We start from the raw sequence: 18,012 nt of genomic DNA, 5'->3' as shown, positions 1-18,012 counted from the left end.
AACCGAATTAACTGACTTTAAAGTCATAGTTGCAGGAAATTAAGGAATAAACATTCAAGTAAAGAATTCTATCCATATTACTATGAAAGCCCTTTCACAATTTCACATTTATTTTACAACTGTAACAACTGTAGATACATTCTTAATCGCAGCTAGTCTTACGATTGGTAACTGCAAAAACTATAAGAAACAACTAAATATCCTGATTAACATGGAAGACAGTTATGACTACAAGTAAAGTAACAACAGCATTAAGCCTGTCCGTTCTAGCACTTTCGATCTCAGCAAGTGTAAGCGCGGCTCCCTCTTTCACTCCTGGATTACACAGCACTGCTGCGCAATTAAATAGCGAAAACCCGCTACCTAAGCGTTATATCGTTAAATTTAAAACTGCAGATGCAGCTGCTGGCTTTTCAATAGCGACAAACGCAATTGACGACGCAGAGTATCAACCACGAGCGAACGAAGTATTCTCTCACTTCCGCGCGCTAAATAGCGTCTCAGCAAAAGAGATGAAGCGTATTGGTCGCAGTAATAGTTATACCGTTAAGTTAGATAATAAAAATATCGATGCACTAAGATTCCGTGCAGATGTCGATTATGTTGAAGAAGATGTACCTCGTCGCCTGTTAAGCGAAACCACGCCTTGGGGTCAAACCTATGTAGGTGCAACGACGTTAAGTGACAGTCAAGCGGGCAACCGCACCATCTGTATCATTGACTCTGGCTACGACCGAGGTCATAACGATCTTAATGCCAACAATGTAACCGGCACGAATAACTCAGGAACAGGTAACTGGTTCGATCCTGGTGCAGGTAATGCTCATGGTACTCACGTAGCTGGAACCATAGCCGCAATCGCAAACAATGAAGGTGTGGTTGGTGTAATGCCAAACCAAAATGCCAATATTCATGTCATTAAAGTATTTAACGCGTCTGGTTGGGGATATTCATCATCACTAGTGTCTGCGGTTGACACTTGTGTAAACAATGGCGCCAACGTAGTAACAATGAGTTTAGGTGGTTCAAGCTCTAGCAATACCGAAAAAAATGCCCTTGCTGCACATGAAAACAATGGCGTATTGCTTATCGCTGCCGCTGGTAACGATGGTAATAGCACTCATAGCTACCCAGCATCTTATGATGCCGTCATGTCAGTTGCTGCGGTAGATAGCAATAAAGACCACGCAGCATTTTCACAATATACCAACCAAGTTGAGATTTCGGGTCCAGGTGAAGCGATTCTTTCAACTGTGACTCGCGGTGAAGGTCGTTTAGCTGATATCACTATTGGGGGGCAGTCTTATTTTGACAATGGCGTAGTGCCGCATAATCGCTTTGTTCAGTCCGGTTCAAGCCATGTACCGACTCCACTGATTGGCAGCGTAACTGCAGCGCTTGCAGAATGTACTGTAAACGGTAGCACCTTCAATTGTGGCAATATGACAAACAAAGTCTGTCTTGTAGAACGTGTTGGCAACCAAGGAGCAAGCTATCCTGAAATTGATGCAGTTAAAGCGTGTAACTCTGCTGGTGCAAGTGGCGTTATTGTCTACAGTAATACCACTCTTCCTGGTCTGCAAAATCCATTTTTAGTTGATAGCAGTAACGAAGCGCCTATCGTTTCGGTCTCTGTTGACCGTGGTACAGGTCTTGCCCTTCGCAATCAAATTGGTGCATCAGTTACTGTTGCCAATACCGACAATGAAGATTACGAGTATTACAATGGTACTTCTATGGCGACCCCTCATGTATCAGGTGTGGCAACATTAGTATGGAGCCATCATACAGAGTGTAGCGCAGCGCAAGTTCGTGCAGCACTTAATGCTACAGCGGAAGACTTAGAAACTGCTGGTCGCGATAACAATACAGGCTATGGTCTAGTCGATGCAGTTGCTGCAAAAGCTTATCTGGATGAGTCTTGTACTGGTCCAACCGACCCAGATACTGGTGGCGGCGATAATGTGTTAGTGAATGGTGTGGCTAAATCTAACTTAGCAGGCGCTAAAAATGATGAGCTGCACTACTCTATCGACGTACCTGCTGGTGCAACAGATTTAAGCTTTAACATGAGCGGCGGTAATGGTGATGCAGATCTGCACGTTCAGTATGGCGCAGCGCCTACAACTGATAGCTATGATTGTCGTCCGTGGAAAGGTGGCAATATTGAATCTTGCCCAATCACAACTGCGCAAGCAGGTACTTACTATGTGATGGTTCAAGGTTATAGTGATTTCAGTGGTGTAAACCTTGTGGCTAGCTTTACAGAAGAAACCGGTGGTGGCACTGGCGGAGCAGCAACTTACACCAATAACACTAGCTACAGTATTCCAGATAATAGCAGTGCGGGTGTCACGAGCACTATTGCAGCTGCCCGTACTGGTGATTCTGGAACCGTTACCGTGAAGGTCAACATTAGCCATACCTATATCGGTGATTTGCAAGTTGAGCTTCATAGCCCAAGTGGCCAGGTGGCTGTGTTGCATGACAATACCGGTGGCAGTGCTAACGACATAGTAAAAACCTTTACCGTTGATATGTCTGGTAGCGACTCTGCGGGTAATTGGCAGCTAAAAGCCGTAGACAGTGCAAGACGTGATACAGGGACAATTAACTCTTGGGAGCTAAACTTCCAGTAAGCCCTAACTATTGTTGAATGTGTATTTTGAGAGCCTTAGTTAAAGGCTCTCTTTTTTTTGCTCGGCATTGATAACATTTTCGCTGATAAAACTGATATAATTACCTTAATAGCATCTGCAATGAACATACATCATGACCCAAGTAAACAACCCATTACACGGTATTAAGCTAGAAGCCTTACTGATTGACCTCGTCGAGCATTATGGCTGGGAAGAACTTGGTGAGCGTATCAATGTACGCTGCTTCAAACATGATCCAAGTATTAAGTCGAGTCTAAGGTTTCTACGTAAAACCCTTTGGGCAAGAGAGAAAGTCGAATACCTCTACCTTAAAATGAATAAGCTGCCTTTGCCAGCGAGAAAGCCTAGAGAAGATGGCTATCAAGCCAGTGATAAAACATTACGGGCTGCGAGTAACAAAGCTGCTGAGAGACCGAGTAAAGATTCAGATGATGACGCTCAAGTAAACTCCAACATCTGGGGCAATTAACGTTTACTACTGATTGTAATAAAAAGGCTTAACAACTTGTATTGTTAAGCCTTTTTATTTAATATCTATTGGTATAATTAATTATTGTCGTTATATCGGGAAATCAAAAATAAGCCGCCAAACCTGTACGCCATCACCCGCTCGATAACTCACACCAAATCGACTCATATTAAACAGATCCCAACCCACAGGTTTTGAGAAAGCTAAAGTGACCCCAGCTTCAAAACTGTTGGTCACTAATACATCTTCCTCAAAAGGCGTTACAAATCTTAGCTTATCAAAATACCAGTAACCGGCGACAAAAAACCGTGGTTCAACACCTACATCAGCCACTTGAAAATGAAAGTTAGTGCCAATATCAAGCCCTGATTGAATCGCTGAATAGGTTTCATTGGGTCCATCATCGAGGCTGTTATATCCAGCAAAAAAGATACGATTGACCCAAACTGGTTTGCTATCTTTAAGCTCGAAATCAAGTAAGCTCGACATACCTGCCGAATAGATAATGACATCGTTGCCATTAGTGGTATTAGTCCCAACCCCTAAGTCCGCATAGGTTTGAAACTCATGGGTATCAGAAGTGTGTATACGGTATTCGATCCCGGGAGTAAACGTCGCAGTCCCAACACTACTAGGAAAATCGCCTTCAGGGAGGTCGCTCCACGTAAAGTTAAAAAAACCGAGTGATAATGGTGTGCGCAGCACTAAAGACTCTGTTTCAGTGCGCTCAAGATCGAAACTAATTGGAATATTGACAACCGTTGCGTTTTGCCCAGAGGTTCGGTAAATACCGCTGCCTAAATAGTTAGCAAAAGCATAATGGCTGTAATCCGTTTCAGCATTAACAGGGAGAGTATAAAGCAACAGTAAAACTGAAAGGAAACGCACAAGGGCCATCATTAAAAATTAACTTAACTGGTCTCTAATTGAATAGCCCTGAATATAGCGGTATAACCTTAAAAAAGCCACGGTTAATGTAGCTTAGTCTTTATCTTCCTCGGTAAAATGATGCTCAGACATCATATGACCCAATTCAGTAGATTTGGTCTTTAGGTAACCTTCGTTATAACGATTTTTACCGACCTGCAGTGGCACACGCTCAACGACCTCTAGTCCAAAGCTTTGCATCGCTTTTACTTTTCTAGGGTTATTGGTCATTAACCTGACTTTACTAACACCGATCTGCTCCATCATCGGGATGATCATGTCATATTTACGCATATCTGCAGCAAAACCAAGGCGCTCATTCGCCTCTACTGTATTTGCGCCGCCATCTTGCAGCTCGTAAGCACGGATTTTATTGAGTAATCCAATACCCCGCCCTTCTTGACGTAAATATAGGATAAATCCTTGCCCTGCTTCCGCTATATTTTGCATTGCTGTCTGTAATTGGAAACCACAATCACAACGCAAACTGAAAAGCGCATCACCCGTTAAGCATTCAGAGTGAATACGGCCTAAAATAGGGCTTTCGGCATCAAATACGCCTAATGTCAGCGCAACATGCTCTTTACCTGTCTCGCTATCTTCAAAGCCATGCATTTCAAAAACACCCCAAGGTGTTGGCAATTTAGAAGACGCGATATATTTAATCGACATGATAAAACCTTAACGACTACTCTCATTCCTTGAGACTGCTGAAATCCTAGTAACAATATTAATTTCAAACCAAACTTGCTGAAGAATCAAATCTAATGTTAGACATTACAGTGAACAGGAATACGTTAGACAAATTACAAAGCATTTCAGCGCAGCATAAGCTGCGCGTCTTTACATAACCTTGAAGCGGCTCACTAAATGAATAACTTAATAGGTAATTAGCCTAAAATTCTTTCGGTGCAAAGCCTGTTACTTGCTTTATGCCCATTTCACGACCAAGTGCGGTCATTGGATGCACTACAACTAAACCACGAACAGACTTCTTCAACTTACCCATGTCAGCTTGTTCGGCTTTGGTCAATACACGGCTAAATTTAAGGTCTTTAACCGACGCACCTTCTTTACCTAACTCACGATTCTGCTGATTTTTAACATTCGCTATGCGCTTAGTTAACGTAGCAATTTCACGTTTAAATTGGATTATGACCCCAGGATCATCACGCTTTTCAGCTGCTGCTAACTTACGACGAAATTTGTCGAGCTTATCGTTGAGCGTTTGCAGCTCCTGCTTTAAATTCATTTACAAACCTTAAATTCAAATCTAAATAACTTATCTAGAAACAAAAACAGCCTCAAAATATTTTGACGCTGTTTATCTTTATTGACTTATTATAACAGCATATAGGCCAATATTACCTAGTGTTTATGCTTAGCTTATCTTAGATAATGGATCACTTGGTTACGACTACCTTTAAAAACCAAGCTCGGATCGGCAAGAGACTGCTCAAATTTGCCATCAACTACCACATTGACCAACTCAACAATGGCTTGCTGCTCGGCGGTTAACTCATTAAGCAGGTAGCCTGTCCACAGCCAAATATCTTTACCGGGACATTGTTCTTTTACTCGCGTGACCAGCGCAAGTATAGCGCTGAGGTTACCAGGAAATAGAGGGTCACCGCCCGACAATGAAAGGCCGCGCCTTTTTATCCGACTATCATTGAGATCATCAATAATGGTTTGCATCATCAGCTCATCAAACAAGTGACCTGAGCATGGGTTCCAGGTTGACTGATTATAGCAACCTCGACATTGGTGCTCACAGCCAGAAACAAACAGTGTCGCTCTAGTGCCTGGACCATTAATCACATCGGTTTGATAGTATTGATGATAATGCATAAAAATCTCTTTATTGATAACAAAAAGGTGCCTATGAAAGCACCTTATACCAATTCCATTAAGGATATACTCAGTTCAGAGCTTTCTCAGGGCTTTCAATTCAAGGCGCATTATTGAAGAAATGGTTATTCCCTTTTGAGACAATGCAACGTAGCAGTGAAAGCCCTGAGAAGCTCACAACGTGCGGGTTTAAAATCACTTAATACAGCGCATGTGGCATTCGATATAGAATAACTATTAGCGATAAGCCACTTACTTGTCTAAAGTGATTTAAACTCCCGCTGAATGAGCAACACTTTAATGGAGTTGGTATTATTGGGTTTACCGCGCCCCGATACTAAAGGTGCTTGATGCGGCGCTTAACCTCTTCTTGCTTACCATAATTAAATGGTCTTGCATCAGGACTACCTAAATAGCCACAGACTCGGCGCGTTACAGACACTCTGCTTGGCTCATGGTTACCGCATTTAGGGCAAGTAAAACCTTTACTGGTACAGCTAAACTCACCAGTAAACCCACAGTCATAACACTCATCAATCGGTGTATTGGTGCCGTAATAAGGCACTCTTGAATAGCTGTAGTCCCAGACATTTTCCAATGCTTCAACGTTGTTCTGCATATTTGGAAACTCGCCGTAACAGATAAATCCGCCATTTGCGATTTCAGGATAAGGCTGTTCAAAGTCAATCTTGTCGTACGGATTAACCTGCTTTTCAACATCTAAATGGAAACTGTTGGTGTAATAACCTTTAGCTGTTACTCCCTCTACAACGCCGAATACTTTGGCATCAAGATTACAGAAACGGCTACACAAGTTTTCACTAGGTGTGCTGTATAGACTGAAAGCGTAACCAGATTCTTCTTTCCATTTATCGGTTGCCGCTTTTAAGTATTGAATCACTTCAACCGCTTTAGCGCGCAACAATGCATTGTCATATAAATGCGTTTCTGTACCATAAAGTGCGTTAATGGTTTCATGAAGGCCAATGTAACCAAGCGAAATTGAAGCGCGGCCATTTTTAAATATCTCAGAGATATCATCATCAGCACGCAAACGAACGCCACAAGCACCTTCCATATAAAGAATCGGTGCGACTCGTGCTTTTACGCCATCTAAACGTTCTATTCGAGTATCGAGTGCCTTGCGAGCAATAGCTAAACGCTGATCTAAGATGCGGTAAAATTCAGCTTCATCGCCTTTTGCCTCAAGTGCAACTCGCGGCAAGTTTAAGCTCACAACGCCAAGGTTGTTACGCCCTTCATGTACTAGCTCGCCATCTTCTTCAAACGTACCAAGGAAGCTACGGCAACCCATTGGCGTCTTAAATGACCCCGTTACCTTCTCAACTTGTTCGTAGTTAAGGATATCTGGGTACATACGCGTAGTGGCACACTTCAATGCAAGCTGCTTGATGTCGTAGTTACAATCGCCATCTTTATGATTAATACCATCACGAATGGCAAAAACCAATTTTGGGAATACCGCGGTTTTACGGTTCTTACCTAAGCCAGCAATACGCACTTTCATCATCGACTGTTGAATAAGTCGAGACTCCCACGAAGTCCCCAGTCCAAAACCAAAGGTAACAAATGGCGTTTGACCGTTGGCGGTATGCAATGTGTTTACTTCATACTCAAGTGACTGAAATGCATCATGGCACTCTTTTTCAGTCAATGAGGTCGCAAATGCCTTAGCATCTGTAATTCCCCAAGTTAGTGCCACTTGATAATGCTTGTCGTAACTTTTGGCAACGAAAGGCGCTAACACTTCATCGATACGGTTAATCGTAGTTCCGCCATAAATATGGCTAGCAACCTGAGCAATAATCTGCGCAGTAACCGCAGTCGCTGTTGAAATTGATTTAGGTGTTTCAATCTCAGCGTTGCCCATCTTAAAACCATTGGTCAACATGCCACTGAGATCGATCAGCATACAGTTGAACATCGGGAAGAATGGCGCGTAATCTAAGTCATGATAGTGAATTTCACCTGACTCATGAGCGGCAACCACATCTTTTGGCAATATATGACATTTGGCGTAATGTTTAGCCACAATACCCGCGAGTAGATCGCGTTGAGTTGGGATGACTTTTGAATCTTTATTAGCATTTTCATTTAAAAGCGCAGCATTGCTCTGTTCAACGAGACCGCGGATCTCTTTATTTAATCGACTGCTAACTTCACGCTTTATATCTCTATCATGGCGGTATTCAATGTATACCCGAGCCAGCGATTTATAAGGCCCTTCCATCAATAAGTTTTCGACAGTATCTTGTAAATCGTGGATGTTTATTTCATCTAACATAGCGACAGAATCAGCAGCATTTTTTGCCACTTTTTCTGCATAGGCGCTATCATCAATACCTGCCGAGTTAGCAGCTGCTATCACTGCATCTTTAATCCTTGTTTCGTCAAAAGGCGTACGGTAACCATCCCGTTTAATAACCACTGGCATTGTATAGCTCCTATTTAGCATCATCCACAAGTAACACTACATATAGTATTACTTTAAATCAAAATCACAACATGTGGCGCATTAAGCTATAAAAAGACAAGCAGTACTTTGATCCAGATCATTATTTTACACAACGAAGATAATAAGAAAAAATAACTGGGGACGATCCCGCTTATCTAAAACTATGCCCTTGACGATGGCGATTAAGATCGCTAGTAGCAGGATAAAATTGGGATAAATTGTGGATAAAAATACAGAAGACTTTCGCGCCTAGGTTTAACTCGCTGGCATGACAACAGGAAATGAATCTAAGCCGCTACAAAACGCTATTATTGCGCCGTAAAGCCGACACAATAACAGTCAGATTAGTGTTAAATACTATTTAATCTTTTTAACAATAAATGTCTTTAACAGAGACGTTAAAAGGCCTATCAGTTTAATGCTGTTTTGCCAGTGCCAGATAACTGTTTAACTGGCCGGTTGCCTGTTGATGTTCACCCGTCATTGAGGCTAGCTGCATTAACGACTTTATTCCTTGATATTGGTTTTTCTGTTGATCGGTAAGTGTTCTATCAGACTCCAGCAGCGCCGTAATGTCACTTGCCACTCGATTTGCTTTTTGGGCTACCACTGGCGATTGAATCGCATCCATAGTGCGCATAACCCATTTTGCTTCATCTAAGGTGCCAGCCAACTCACGGTCTTCACTACTGTTGGTAAGTGTCGCACGCTGCTCGTCAATAAAATCAGCTAAAGATTGCTCTTCAGTCGGAGGGATATCAAAACCACTATTGGTCAAGCGATTCAACTGTCCATCCGACAGAATGCCATCTTGATATAAGCGTTGTATAAGGCTGGGGAGCTTTTCGCTGCTAAAGCTACCATCTTGAAAAAAATCTTTCGCCATCGCTTCAATCTTTTGCGCCCGCTCTGCACGGCCTGATAATACAAGACCGTTATCGTCCTTACTCGGAGCATTTGAAGCTGATGTTGAAGCGTTAGCATTAACGCCTTGAACGCCATTAGCACTGCCAACACTTGATTGGCTGCCAGAAGCACCATAGGCATCGGCAAGAACTGCACCGCTATTAACAGGGTTATTGATACTACTTAATGGATTCATCGTCAAAAATTCGGCACAGTGGTAATCATGCAACGATTAAAGCAGGAACTGTGCCGCTTTTTGAACGATTAAATTGACTGCTTACTTTTGATTCAACTGCGTAGTCAAGTTCAAGCATAGTACTCGCAGAGACTCAATCTCCTGCTCAGTCATACTCACCTTCTCTAATAGTGTTTGCTTTTGTGACAGCGCGTCGGCTTGCAGCGCCAAGCCGGTATTCGTTAGTGCTATCACCTTTTTACGCTCATCGGTTTCATCTGGCAGTCGCTGCAGAAACAATTTTGTCTCCAATCGCTTTACGATTGGTGTCAACGTGCCCATATCCAAACGTGTAGCTTGAGATAACTGCGTCATACTCGCCCTATCTTTTAGCCATAGCGCTTGCATAACCAAATATTGTGGATAGGTCAGTTCATACTGATCCAACAAAGGGCGGTAAGCGCGCATAAGTGCATTGCCAGCGGTATACAGCGCAAAACATACATTATCTGATAAACATGTTGGGCTATCATTATTTGACACTTGGTTATCCGCCACAGGTTATTACCTCAATTAAGTGTGGCAATTTTACCTGACTAGAATTAACAAAACTAGCCAATCTGCATTTAATTTGCGCAGAGTTATTTTGCGCGCAAACTATTTGCATAGCTCTCAATCTTTAGTTATGATGCGGGCAATTACTTTGCGCACAAACAAAAATAAAGGATCACTATGAACGCTAAGCAAATCCAACTTAAATCTCGCCCTGAAGGCCTGCCTAACGCTAACAATTTCGCTGAAGCTGAAGTGGCGTTAGCTGCTATTAAAGACGGTGAGTTTTTAGTTAAAAACTTATGGATGTCAGTCGACCCATACATGCGTGGCCGCATGATTGATAGAAAAAGCTACATTGCACCTTTTGAAATAGGCGCTGTACTTGAAGGTGGCGCAATTGGCGAAGTGGTGGAATCGAACAATAGCGAGTTCCCTGTTGGCAGCAAGGTTAACAGCATGCACGGCTGGCGCAGTCATTATGTTACCGACGGTACAGAGATCACTCGCCTGCCTCAAACACCTATCAGCGAATCACACTTCTTAGGTGTGCTTGGTATGCCTGGTATGACTGCTTGGACAGGCCTTAACCGTATCGCTGAACTAAAATCGGGCGAAACCTTGTTTGTCTCTGCAGCATCAGGCGCCGTTGGTAGCGTTGCGGTACAAATTGGCAAACTCATGGGCGCCCGAGTGGTTGCGTCGGTTGGTTCTGATGAGAAGGCAGAGCACATCAAGTCCCTCGGTGTAGATGCTGTGATCAACTACAAAACCTGTGGCGATCTAACGGCTGCGCTAGCACAAGCTGCGCCAGAAGGTATTGATGTCTATTTTGAGAACGTTGGCGGTGAACACTTAACCGCTGCGCTTAACAATATGAAAGATCATGGCCGCATCGCTGTTTGCGGCATGATTGCCCAATATAACGATACGGCGCCGACACCGGGACCTGCAAACTTAGCGCAAATCATTATGAAAAAACTTAAAATTGAAGGCTTTATTGTGTTTGAACATTGGGCACATTACCCCGAATTTGCCAAGCAGATGGGCCAATGGTTAGCTGAGGGCAAAGTCACCGCTGAACAAACAGTTTACGAAGGCCTCTCGAATGCACCTGAAGCCTTTATCGGCTTGTTCGAAGGTAAAAACCGCGGCAAGATGATTGTGAAGTTGGCTTAATCAATATTTGATAATGCAATAAAAAAGGGCTTTAAGCCCTTTTTTATTGTCCGATTTTTAAGGTTTACTCGCTTATCCGATGTGGTGCTAAAGCCGCTTCAATAAGGTGCGCGACTTGCTCTACAGCCGCCTCTCCTGCCGCAATTGCCTCTTCAGCGCGATGAAACTCCATGGTACCGATATCACCCAGATCCGGCACAATACAAATATCAGGCGGATCGCCCATTAATCGAGCTCTTTTATGCCGTTGCTCTAATATGTCCATAGATTGCGACATTACCGCTAACATTCCTGGGTTTGGGCTTTGGCTATTTTCGAGCTTTTGACTCAATGAAAGCTTATCAGTCAGGCCGCTAATGTAGTCTCTTCCTCGAGCTAACAAATCAGTAAAACCTTTCTCTTGATGCTTTTCAGCTTCCGCTTCTTCCTCTGTAGTAGGCTTGTTACTCTTCATATTGACTGGTAATACTTGTAAACGGCCACGGCGCAAACCATGAAGATCAACCGCTATCACAATATCGACGCCCATTGCACGACTAACTGACACCGGTACAGGGTTCACTACTGCGCCATCCACCAGCCAACGTTCGCCCACTTTAACAGGCGGTAAAATACCAGGCATAGAGCATGATGCTCTCACTGCATGGCGCAAATCACCCTCCGTAAACCAGATCTCTTGCCCTGAATAAAGATCGGTCGCTACTGCTGCAAATGGTTTTTTAAGCTGCTCAATCTGCATATCGCCCATGCGTTTTTGCAGCACGTCGAACACTTTTTCGCCACCGATTAAGCCACCTTTACGCCAACTCAAATCCATGAGCCCCAATACATCCCAGCTACTAAAGCTACGCACCCAATTTTCTAGTTCAGGTAAATTTTCATTAGCATATGCGGCGCCTACCACTGCACCAATGGAGCAGCCAGCAATTTTATCAGGGTAAACCCCCAGCTTAGCCAGCCCATTCAACACACCAATATGTGCCCAGCCCTTTGCAGCGCCACTTCCAAGGGCCAGTCCTATTCGAACGGAGTGATTTTTTTCTATCACAATTTGTGACTCCTAAAGCCAATAATAAGCTCAGCTACGAGCGACTAGCATTTTGAACGATGCCGATTTTACCACTCTAATGAGTCCTTCAGCTACACTCAGCCTATCCTAAGCGTTTAATTCAACTTCTTTAAGATAAACTTAATAGCTAGTCATAGCCCTGCTCTATCTATCTAGGCTATAATACGCGGTCAGATTATTTAAGGAGTTCACCTTTGCAATTCACCGATTTTTCACTGGATCAACGTCTGTTACAAACATTAAAACACATGGGCATAGACACCCCTACTGAGATCCAGGAACAAGCCATACCCATTGCCCTTGCTGGCAAAGATCTAATGGCATCATCTAAAACAGGTTCAGGCAAGACCTTGGCGTTTTTGCTACCTGCAATGCAAAGGATGATTTCGTGTAAAGCATTGAGTAAGCGCGACCCTCGTGCGGTTATTTTGCTACCCACTCGTGAGCTTGCAACCCAGGTTTATAGTCAACTGCGTTTATTAGTTGCTAATACACAGTTTAAAGCCACTAAAATTCTTGGTGGTGAGAACTTTAACGACCAAGCAAAAGCACTGGCTCGTGACCCGCACTTTGTTGTGGCCACACCGGGTCGCTTGGCCGATCACCTGAAACAGCATCATCTGCACCTCAATGGTCTCGAGCTACTTATCTTCGATGAAGCCGACCGTATGTTGGATTTAGGCTTTGCTGAGCAGCTTAAACAAATTAACGATGCGGCCGATCATAAACGTCGCCAAACATTGATGTTTTCGGCAACACTTGATCACGGCGATGTCGATGACATTGCTGCAGAGCTGCTTAAAACCCCAGAACATGTTGCTATTGGCGCTGGTAACTTAGAGCACAAAGATATTACTCAGCGTATATTCCTTTGTGATCACCTTGATCATAAAGAAGCGCTATTAACGCGCATTTTAAAAGATGAACAGCAAAAGCAGATCATCATCTTTACCGCGACTCGACAAGATACTGATCGCTTAGCGAAGAAACTTGCTGATGATGGCTTTAAAACAGCATCACTCAGTGGCGAGCTAAAACAAAATGCCCGTAACCAAATCATGGATGAGTTCAGCCGTGGTTTACAACAGATATTGGTGACTACTGATGTGGCATCTCGTGGTCTAGATTTACTCAATGTTTCTTTAGTGATCAACTTTGATATGCCAAAGTTTGCCGAAGAGTATGTTCACCGTATTGGACGTACTGGACGTGCTGGCGCTAAAGGCGACGCGGTTTCATTAGTCGGTCCTAAAGATTGGGTTAATTTTACCCAAGTACAAACCTTCCTGAATAAGCTGTTTGCTTTTAGTGAACTAGAAGGGTTAAAAGGTAAATTTACTGGCTTGAAACCGAAAGCACAGAGCAAGAAGAAAGCAAAGCCTGCCGCAGCAAAGAAAAAAGCGGCAACCGCGAAGAAAAAGTCTGCGGCTAAGGCTACAGCAAATCGCGATAGACGCTTTGCTACTGGCGTCGACGTCGGTGATGCTCCGATGCTTAGAAAGCCAAAAGCTAAGCTACAGGATACACCAGAAGATTAAGCTAATTACATAACGCTTTAAGCCGCTGTGATAGAGCACTATCACAGCGGCTTTTTATTTAAACAAGATCAAAGTTGAGGGTTTACTTAGCTATTTTTTCCAACCAGTTTTTGTCTGCACGCTCTATATATAAAGCGGTATCTTGTAACCATGTCTCCCGCACGCCAAGGCTATAGTTTAAGTAAAGCTTATTGTTCAAGATGGTAAATGCACTTGGGTCAGTGTCCACCACAAAGCCTTTCGACATGCCGTAGGCACAGTAACCACCGTATTGTGGTAGGTATTGTTGCTGATTTTGCTCAAACAACAACTTGTGTTCTTCACTGCTAAAAAGCCATTGGGTATCTTTATAATGGCTGCTAAATTCAAGGTTCCCCTTAACAGGTTGCTGCTCAGTAAAATAGGCAACCACATCGTAACCATTAACCGCAATGCCTTCATCTTGAAACGTAGGCTCACCGCCTAAGCTAGTACAGCCAACTAAAACAATACTCAATAAAATAGCCGTTAGATTGTAGATCCGCTTCATAACTTCCCCTCTTTTCCAGTACACAATACATAATACCAATTCCATTATGGATATACTCAGTTCAGTGCTTTCTCAGCGCTTTCAATTCAAGGCGCATTGTGGAAGAAAGGGTTACTCCCTTTTGAGACAATGCAACGCAGCAGTGAAAGTCCTGAGACGCTCACAACGTGCGGCTGATATTAAAGGCATGGAGACATCACTTAATACAGCGCATCTGGCATTCGATATAGAATAACGATTAGCGATAAGCCACTTACTTGTCTAAAGTGATTTTAACTCCCGCTGAATGAGCAACTCTTTATGGAGTTGGTATCATCTACTAGACCGAGTGACGCCTTAACGTATTTCATTGCCACTCATTTAAATGAAGTTAGCTGAAATGTCATACAACAAACCAAAATATATTTGCAATATGCTAATGCTAAACGCTGACCACTGAGCAAAATAACGCTACAATATGCGCAATATTGTTATTGTTAAGGTTTATCATGAGAGTTTGTGGCGTAGAGTTAAAAGGTGGCGAAGCCATCATCAGTTTATTAAGTTATGAAGGCGAAACCTATAATGTGCCTGATTGCCGTCAGAAATCATTCGCTATTTCAAACTCAGCGCAAACCGAGACGATTCGAGAGTTTCACTTTGCCTTTGGTAAACTTCTAGAAGATTACCGTGTTGATGAAGTTGTCATCATTGAACGCGAACAAAAAGGTAAAGGTGCTGGTAGCATAACCAGTTTTAAACTTGAGGCTGCTATTCAGGTATTAACACTGCCTGTAACACTCATCTCCCCTGTTATCATTAAAGCACAGCTCAAGCGTAATCCGCCACAAGTTGACTTTGAAGGTCTTGGGCTTAAGCGATTCCAAAAGAATGCTTTCGAAGCGGCTTATGCTTCTCATAACTTAACCATCTTCAAGGTAGAAGAAGAGTAGTAACAGAGAAATACAGCTAGGGACGTAAACCTTTAAGCAAATTAATTGCTAAAGGCCAGGCTAGATGCCATCGTCCCTTTCGTAATATCCCCTTAATTTACTAAACTCATTATGCAACCTCTTCCCTATCTAAACGGTTACCAAAGCGAGATTCAACAGCAAGTTCAAACCTTATTATCTCAAGGAAAACTAGCTGATGTACTACTGAAAAGACATCCAGAAATCCATTCGGTACGCACAGATAAAGCACTGTATGACTACACCATCGCTATAAAGAACCAATATCTGCGTAAATCTCAGCCACTGGCTAAAGTTATCTTTGATGACAAGATATCCCTAAAGCATCAAGCGCTGGGTCTGCACTCCTACGTTGCCCGTAAGCAAGGTGCTAAGATCAAAGCTAAGAATGAAATTCGTATCTCTTCACGTTTGAAAAAAGTACCTGAAGGTCTGCTAAGAATGGTGGTAGTGCATGAGCTTGCACACCTAAAAGAGAAAGAACACAACAAAGCTTTCTATCAGTTATGTTGTCATATGGAAGGCGATTATCATCAACTTGAGTTTGAACTTAGGCTATTGCTAACCCTCGTCGATGCCGATCAAAACCCCTATCGTTAAATTTCACAACCCACTTTAACTGATAACGATTTTCATTTACAATGTAAGCAATTGGCTAGGGCGGTTAATCTTTCGAGCTTAGTGTTTGTTCGATTATTTACCGTAAAGAATAATGCTTTTAAGGCAAGGCTTGAGCAATGATGCTTTGCTCGCTAAGTGAAAAGCGAGTAACGCAGTAATAAAAGCCAATAAACCGCGGCAAAAACAGCCGTGTAAGATCAACACCCTCTCGATTGCGAGTTGTCATGAAACCAAAGCTGCAAAGTCATCAACACAAATATCAAAACAAGTTAGCTAAATCACAGCGTAAACTTGGGTTTTACTTGTCTTTGACTGCAACAAACTGCATCGAACGTGCAATATCACAGAATAAGCGTCAACGAAAAATAGAGAAATATCAGCTCAAAATTCTCAAGTATCGAGCTAAACTTGCAAGTATCAATAGTATCACCCCACATCCTATAGCTTATAAAAGACTGCACAGTGCTAACGACAATGGTGCGTTTTCATCACTGAAACTCATCAACAAATTAAGCCTCAATAGTACAAGCCCCCATCGTCCTTACAAGCCCACTCCCTGTAAGAGTTGCCCAGCCCTTAGAGGCAAAGCTTGTCTTTGTGCGATGAAACAGCAACAACGGCTGCAAGCTTTATAGGTTTATTTTGTCGAAAATGGACTTAATTAGCCTTTGAAATACCCAGCTTAAACTTGTCCCATCATCATCTTTCTCACCCGCACGAGTTGCTCAAAAGCACCCATCTGCTTTTTAGATAATTGATTTGCCATTGGGATTTTGGCTTTCATAGGATCAACCGCTCGGCCATTAATATGAAATTCATAGTGTAAGTGCGGCCCAGTGATCCTGCCGGTATTGCCCGAAAGCGCGATGACTTGGCCACGAGATACTCGCTGGCCTTTATGCACCAAAGATTTCGACAGGTGTAAATAGCGAGTACGATATTTATTACCATGCTCGATCACCACATACTTACCTGCAAATCGATGATCGGTAACCAAAGAGACAATACCATCACCAGGCGCTATAACCTTAGTGCCTATAGGCGTGGCAAAATCAGTGCCGTTATGGGGTGATGTGCGGCCTGTAACAGGGTGATGACGATGTGGATTAAATCGCGAGCTTATACGATAATTTCGCTGCAGTGGAATTCGCTGAAAGGCACGCGCCAAGCTTCTTCCCTGCTCATCATAAAAATTACCATCGGTAAACTGATAAGCATTGATGCTGCTATGACCACGGTCAATACTCACACCCAAGATATCACTGCCACCAGTAGCCACCCCGTCAATATATTGATCATTGATTAATACTGAGAACTTATCGCCTGCACGCAGATCACGCGCGAAATTCAGCTTCTCTTTCAATAGTGACTCGACCCGTTGGATCTGCGCGGCGTTAAGCCCCATCTTTTGTGCTGAAAGATAAAATGAACCGTTTATTTCACCAGCAACGCTACGATTACGCCAAATGCCCTCAATGTTGACCTCATCAACATTGAAAGTTCCGTCCTCAAAACGGCTATAGGTAACTTGTCTAGCCGCGCTAAAATAGAGTGTTAACTTCTCAAGCTTGTCTGCTTCATCAAGCCAAAACTTGATCTCATTGCCAGGTTGCAATGTATCAAGTGCAAGTACGTTTAGATCTGCCTCTAGCACACGATACATGGTTTGTTGATCAACGCCGCCTTGTTCAAATAGGCCACTTAACGTATCCCCTTTAACAATCACTTTCTCGAATCTAGGTTTATCTAGCAGTGTATTGATTGCTGGTATCGGTGTTGACTGCGAGATCAAAGCGTCAATATCAAGCTCAACAGGGATCCTTTGTGATAATAACTGTTGGTTCTGTGGCAGCATAAATGCAGCGCCAAACAACAGTACTGAACCGATTAATATTTTCCGATGCAGAGGAGGCAGAGCTGCAAAACGAAAAAGCGACATTTTAAAAAAAGAAATTTTACCTGACTGCAACCTAAGTCCAACCTTGAATTATTATTTGTTTCATTCACGCCGAATGCCCCCTATTAATGAAGGCTAGCGCCAATTTATACCAAATAATCTCCCTGTAAAAAACTCTTTCAGCGCACAAAACAGCAATTTTATTGCATGTTT

17 protein-coding genes are annotated in these 18,012 nt (G+C 43.0%); 7 read left to right on the top strand and 10 right to left on the bottom strand.

The window, feature by feature from the left end:
- Nucleotides 1–224: 224 nt before the first annotated feature.
- Together K5R16_RS06930 and K5R16_RS06925 are read left to right on the top strand one after the other, a co-directional pair.
- Nucleotides 225–2,639 carry a S8 family serine peptidase gene (locus K5R16_RS06930; RefSeq protein WP_220736797.1) on the top strand — a complete coding sequence of 805 codons (2,415 nt, stop codon included), beginning with the start codon at nt 225–227 and terminating at the stop codon, nt 2,637–2,639.
- Between the two features lie 133 nt (nt 2,640–2,772).
- Nucleotides 2,773–3,129, top strand: coding sequence for a VF530 family DNA-binding protein (locus tag K5R16_RS06925; protein ID WP_220736796.1), 357 nt, complete (start codon nt 2,773–2,775; stop codon nt 3,127–3,129).
- 90 nt (nt 3,130–3,219) lie between these two features.
- Here the strand turns inward: K5R16_RS06925 and K5R16_RS06920 are convergent, their stop codons facing one another.
- The 7 genes from K5R16_RS06920 to K5R16_RS06890 form a co-directional block, all read right to left on the bottom strand.
- On the bottom strand, nt 3,220–4,029 hold the full coding sequence (locus tag K5R16_RS06920; RefSeq protein WP_259649785.1) for a hypothetical protein: 810 nt from the start codon (nt 4,027–4,029) through the stop codon (nt 3,220–3,222).
- An 81-nt stretch (nt 4,030–4,110) separates the two neighbouring features.
- Complete coding sequence (gene ribA / locus K5R16_RS06915) at nt 4,111–4,728, bottom strand: GTP cyclohydrolase II (RefSeq protein WP_220736795.1); 618 nt, start codon at nt 4,726–4,728, stop codon at nt 4,111–4,113.
- Nucleotides 4,729–4,951: 223 nt separating this feature from the next.
- The gene (locus K5R16_RS06910; protein ID WP_220736794.1) at nt 4,952–5,308 is read right to left on the bottom strand and encodes a YibL family ribosome-associated protein; all 357 of its coding nucleotides are present in this window, start codon (nt 5,306–5,308) and stop codon (nt 4,952–4,954) included.
- Between the two features lie 134 nt (nt 5,309–5,442).
- A complete protein-coding gene (nrdG, locus tag K5R16_RS06905; protein WP_220736793.1) occupies nt 5,443–5,907 on the bottom strand; it encodes an anaerobic ribonucleoside-triphosphate reductase-activating protein in 465 nt (154 codons plus the stop codon).
- A gap of 337 nt (nt 5,908–6,244) precedes the next feature.
- Complete coding sequence (gene nrdD / locus K5R16_RS06900; protein WP_220736792.1) at nt 6,245–8,362, bottom strand: anaerobic ribonucleoside-triphosphate reductase; 2,118 nt, start codon at nt 8,360–8,362, stop codon at nt 6,245–6,247.
- A 436-nt stretch (nt 8,363–8,798) separates the two neighbouring features.
- On the bottom strand, nt 8,799–9,485 hold the full coding sequence (locus K5R16_RS06895; protein WP_220736791.1) for a hypothetical protein: 687 nt from the start codon (nt 9,483–9,485) through the stop codon (nt 8,799–8,801).
- 81 nt (nt 9,486–9,566) lie between these two features.
- A complete protein-coding gene (locus K5R16_RS06890; RefSeq protein ID WP_259649784.1) occupies nt 9,567–10,007 on the bottom strand; it encodes a MarR family winged helix-turn-helix transcriptional regulator in 441 nt (146 codons plus the stop codon).
- Nucleotides 10,008–10,196: 189 nt separating this feature from the next.
- On the opposite strand from K5R16_RS06890, the gene K5R16_RS06885 reads away from it, so the two are divergent.
- The gene (locus K5R16_RS06885) at nt 10,197–11,195 is read left to right on the top strand and encodes an NADP-dependent oxidoreductase (protein ID WP_220736790.1); all 999 of its coding nucleotides are present in this window, start codon (nt 10,197–10,199) and stop codon (nt 11,193–11,195) included.
- A gap of 64 nt (nt 11,196–11,259) precedes the next feature.
- Here K5R16_RS06885 and rssA read toward each other — a convergent pair whose 3' ends face one another.
- Nucleotides 11,260–12,243, bottom strand: a complete 984-nt coding sequence (gene rssA / locus K5R16_RS06880; RefSeq protein ID WP_220736789.1) for a patatin-like phospholipase RssA — start codon at nt 12,241–12,243, stop codon at nt 11,260–11,262.
- Nucleotides 12,244–12,458: 215 nt separating this feature from the next.
- On the opposite strand from rssA, the gene K5R16_RS06875 reads away from it, so the two are divergent.
- A complete protein-coding gene (locus K5R16_RS06875; protein ID WP_220736788.1) occupies nt 12,459–13,802 on the top strand; it encodes a DEAD/DEAH box helicase in 1,344 nt (447 codons plus the stop codon).
- Nucleotides 13,803–13,884: 82 nt separating this feature from the next.
- On the opposite strand, the gene K5R16_RS06870 is transcribed toward K5R16_RS06875, so the two are convergent.
- Complete coding sequence (locus K5R16_RS06870; protein ID WP_220736787.1) at nt 13,885–14,331, bottom strand: YHS domain-containing (seleno)protein; 447 nt, start codon at nt 14,329–14,331, stop codon at nt 13,885–13,887.
- A gap of 488 nt (nt 14,332–14,819) precedes the next feature.
- On the opposite strand from K5R16_RS06870, the gene K5R16_RS06865 reads away from it, so the two are divergent.
- From K5R16_RS06865 to K5R16_RS06855, 3 genes are all read left to right on the top strand, one after another.
- A complete protein-coding gene (locus K5R16_RS06865; RefSeq protein ID WP_220736786.1) occupies nt 14,820–15,263 on the top strand; it encodes a DUF3010 family protein in 444 nt (147 codons plus the stop codon).
- Nucleotides 15,264–15,374: 111 nt separating this feature from the next.
- Nucleotides 15,375–15,881 (top strand): M48 family metallopeptidase, encoded by a 507-nt coding sequence (locus tag K5R16_RS06860; protein ID WP_220736785.1) that lies wholly within the window; start codon nt 15,375–15,377, stop codon nt 15,879–15,881.
- A 245-nt stretch (nt 15,882–16,126) separates the two neighbouring features.
- Complete coding sequence (locus K5R16_RS06855; protein ID WP_220736784.1) at nt 16,127–16,537, top strand: hypothetical protein; 411 nt, start codon at nt 16,127–16,129, stop codon at nt 16,535–16,537.
- A 47-nt stretch (nt 16,538–16,584) separates the two neighbouring features.
- On the opposite strand, the gene K5R16_RS06850 is transcribed toward K5R16_RS06855, so the two are convergent.
- The gene (locus K5R16_RS06850; protein ID WP_374758383.1) at nt 16,585–17,871 is read right to left on the bottom strand and encodes a peptidoglycan DD-metalloendopeptidase family protein; all 1,287 of its coding nucleotides are present in this window, start codon (nt 17,869–17,871) and stop codon (nt 16,585–16,587) included.
- Between the last annotated feature and the right edge of the window lie 141 nt (nt 17,872–18,012).

It is taken from the genome of Shewanella sp. c952 (assembly GCF_019654975.1).
GTDB lineage: Bacteria > Pseudomonadota > Gammaproteobacteria > Enterobacterales > Shewanellaceae > Shewanella.
The sequence above is the reverse complement of the archived record's forward strand: the minus strand, read 5'-3'. Positions and strand labels throughout refer to the sequence as shown.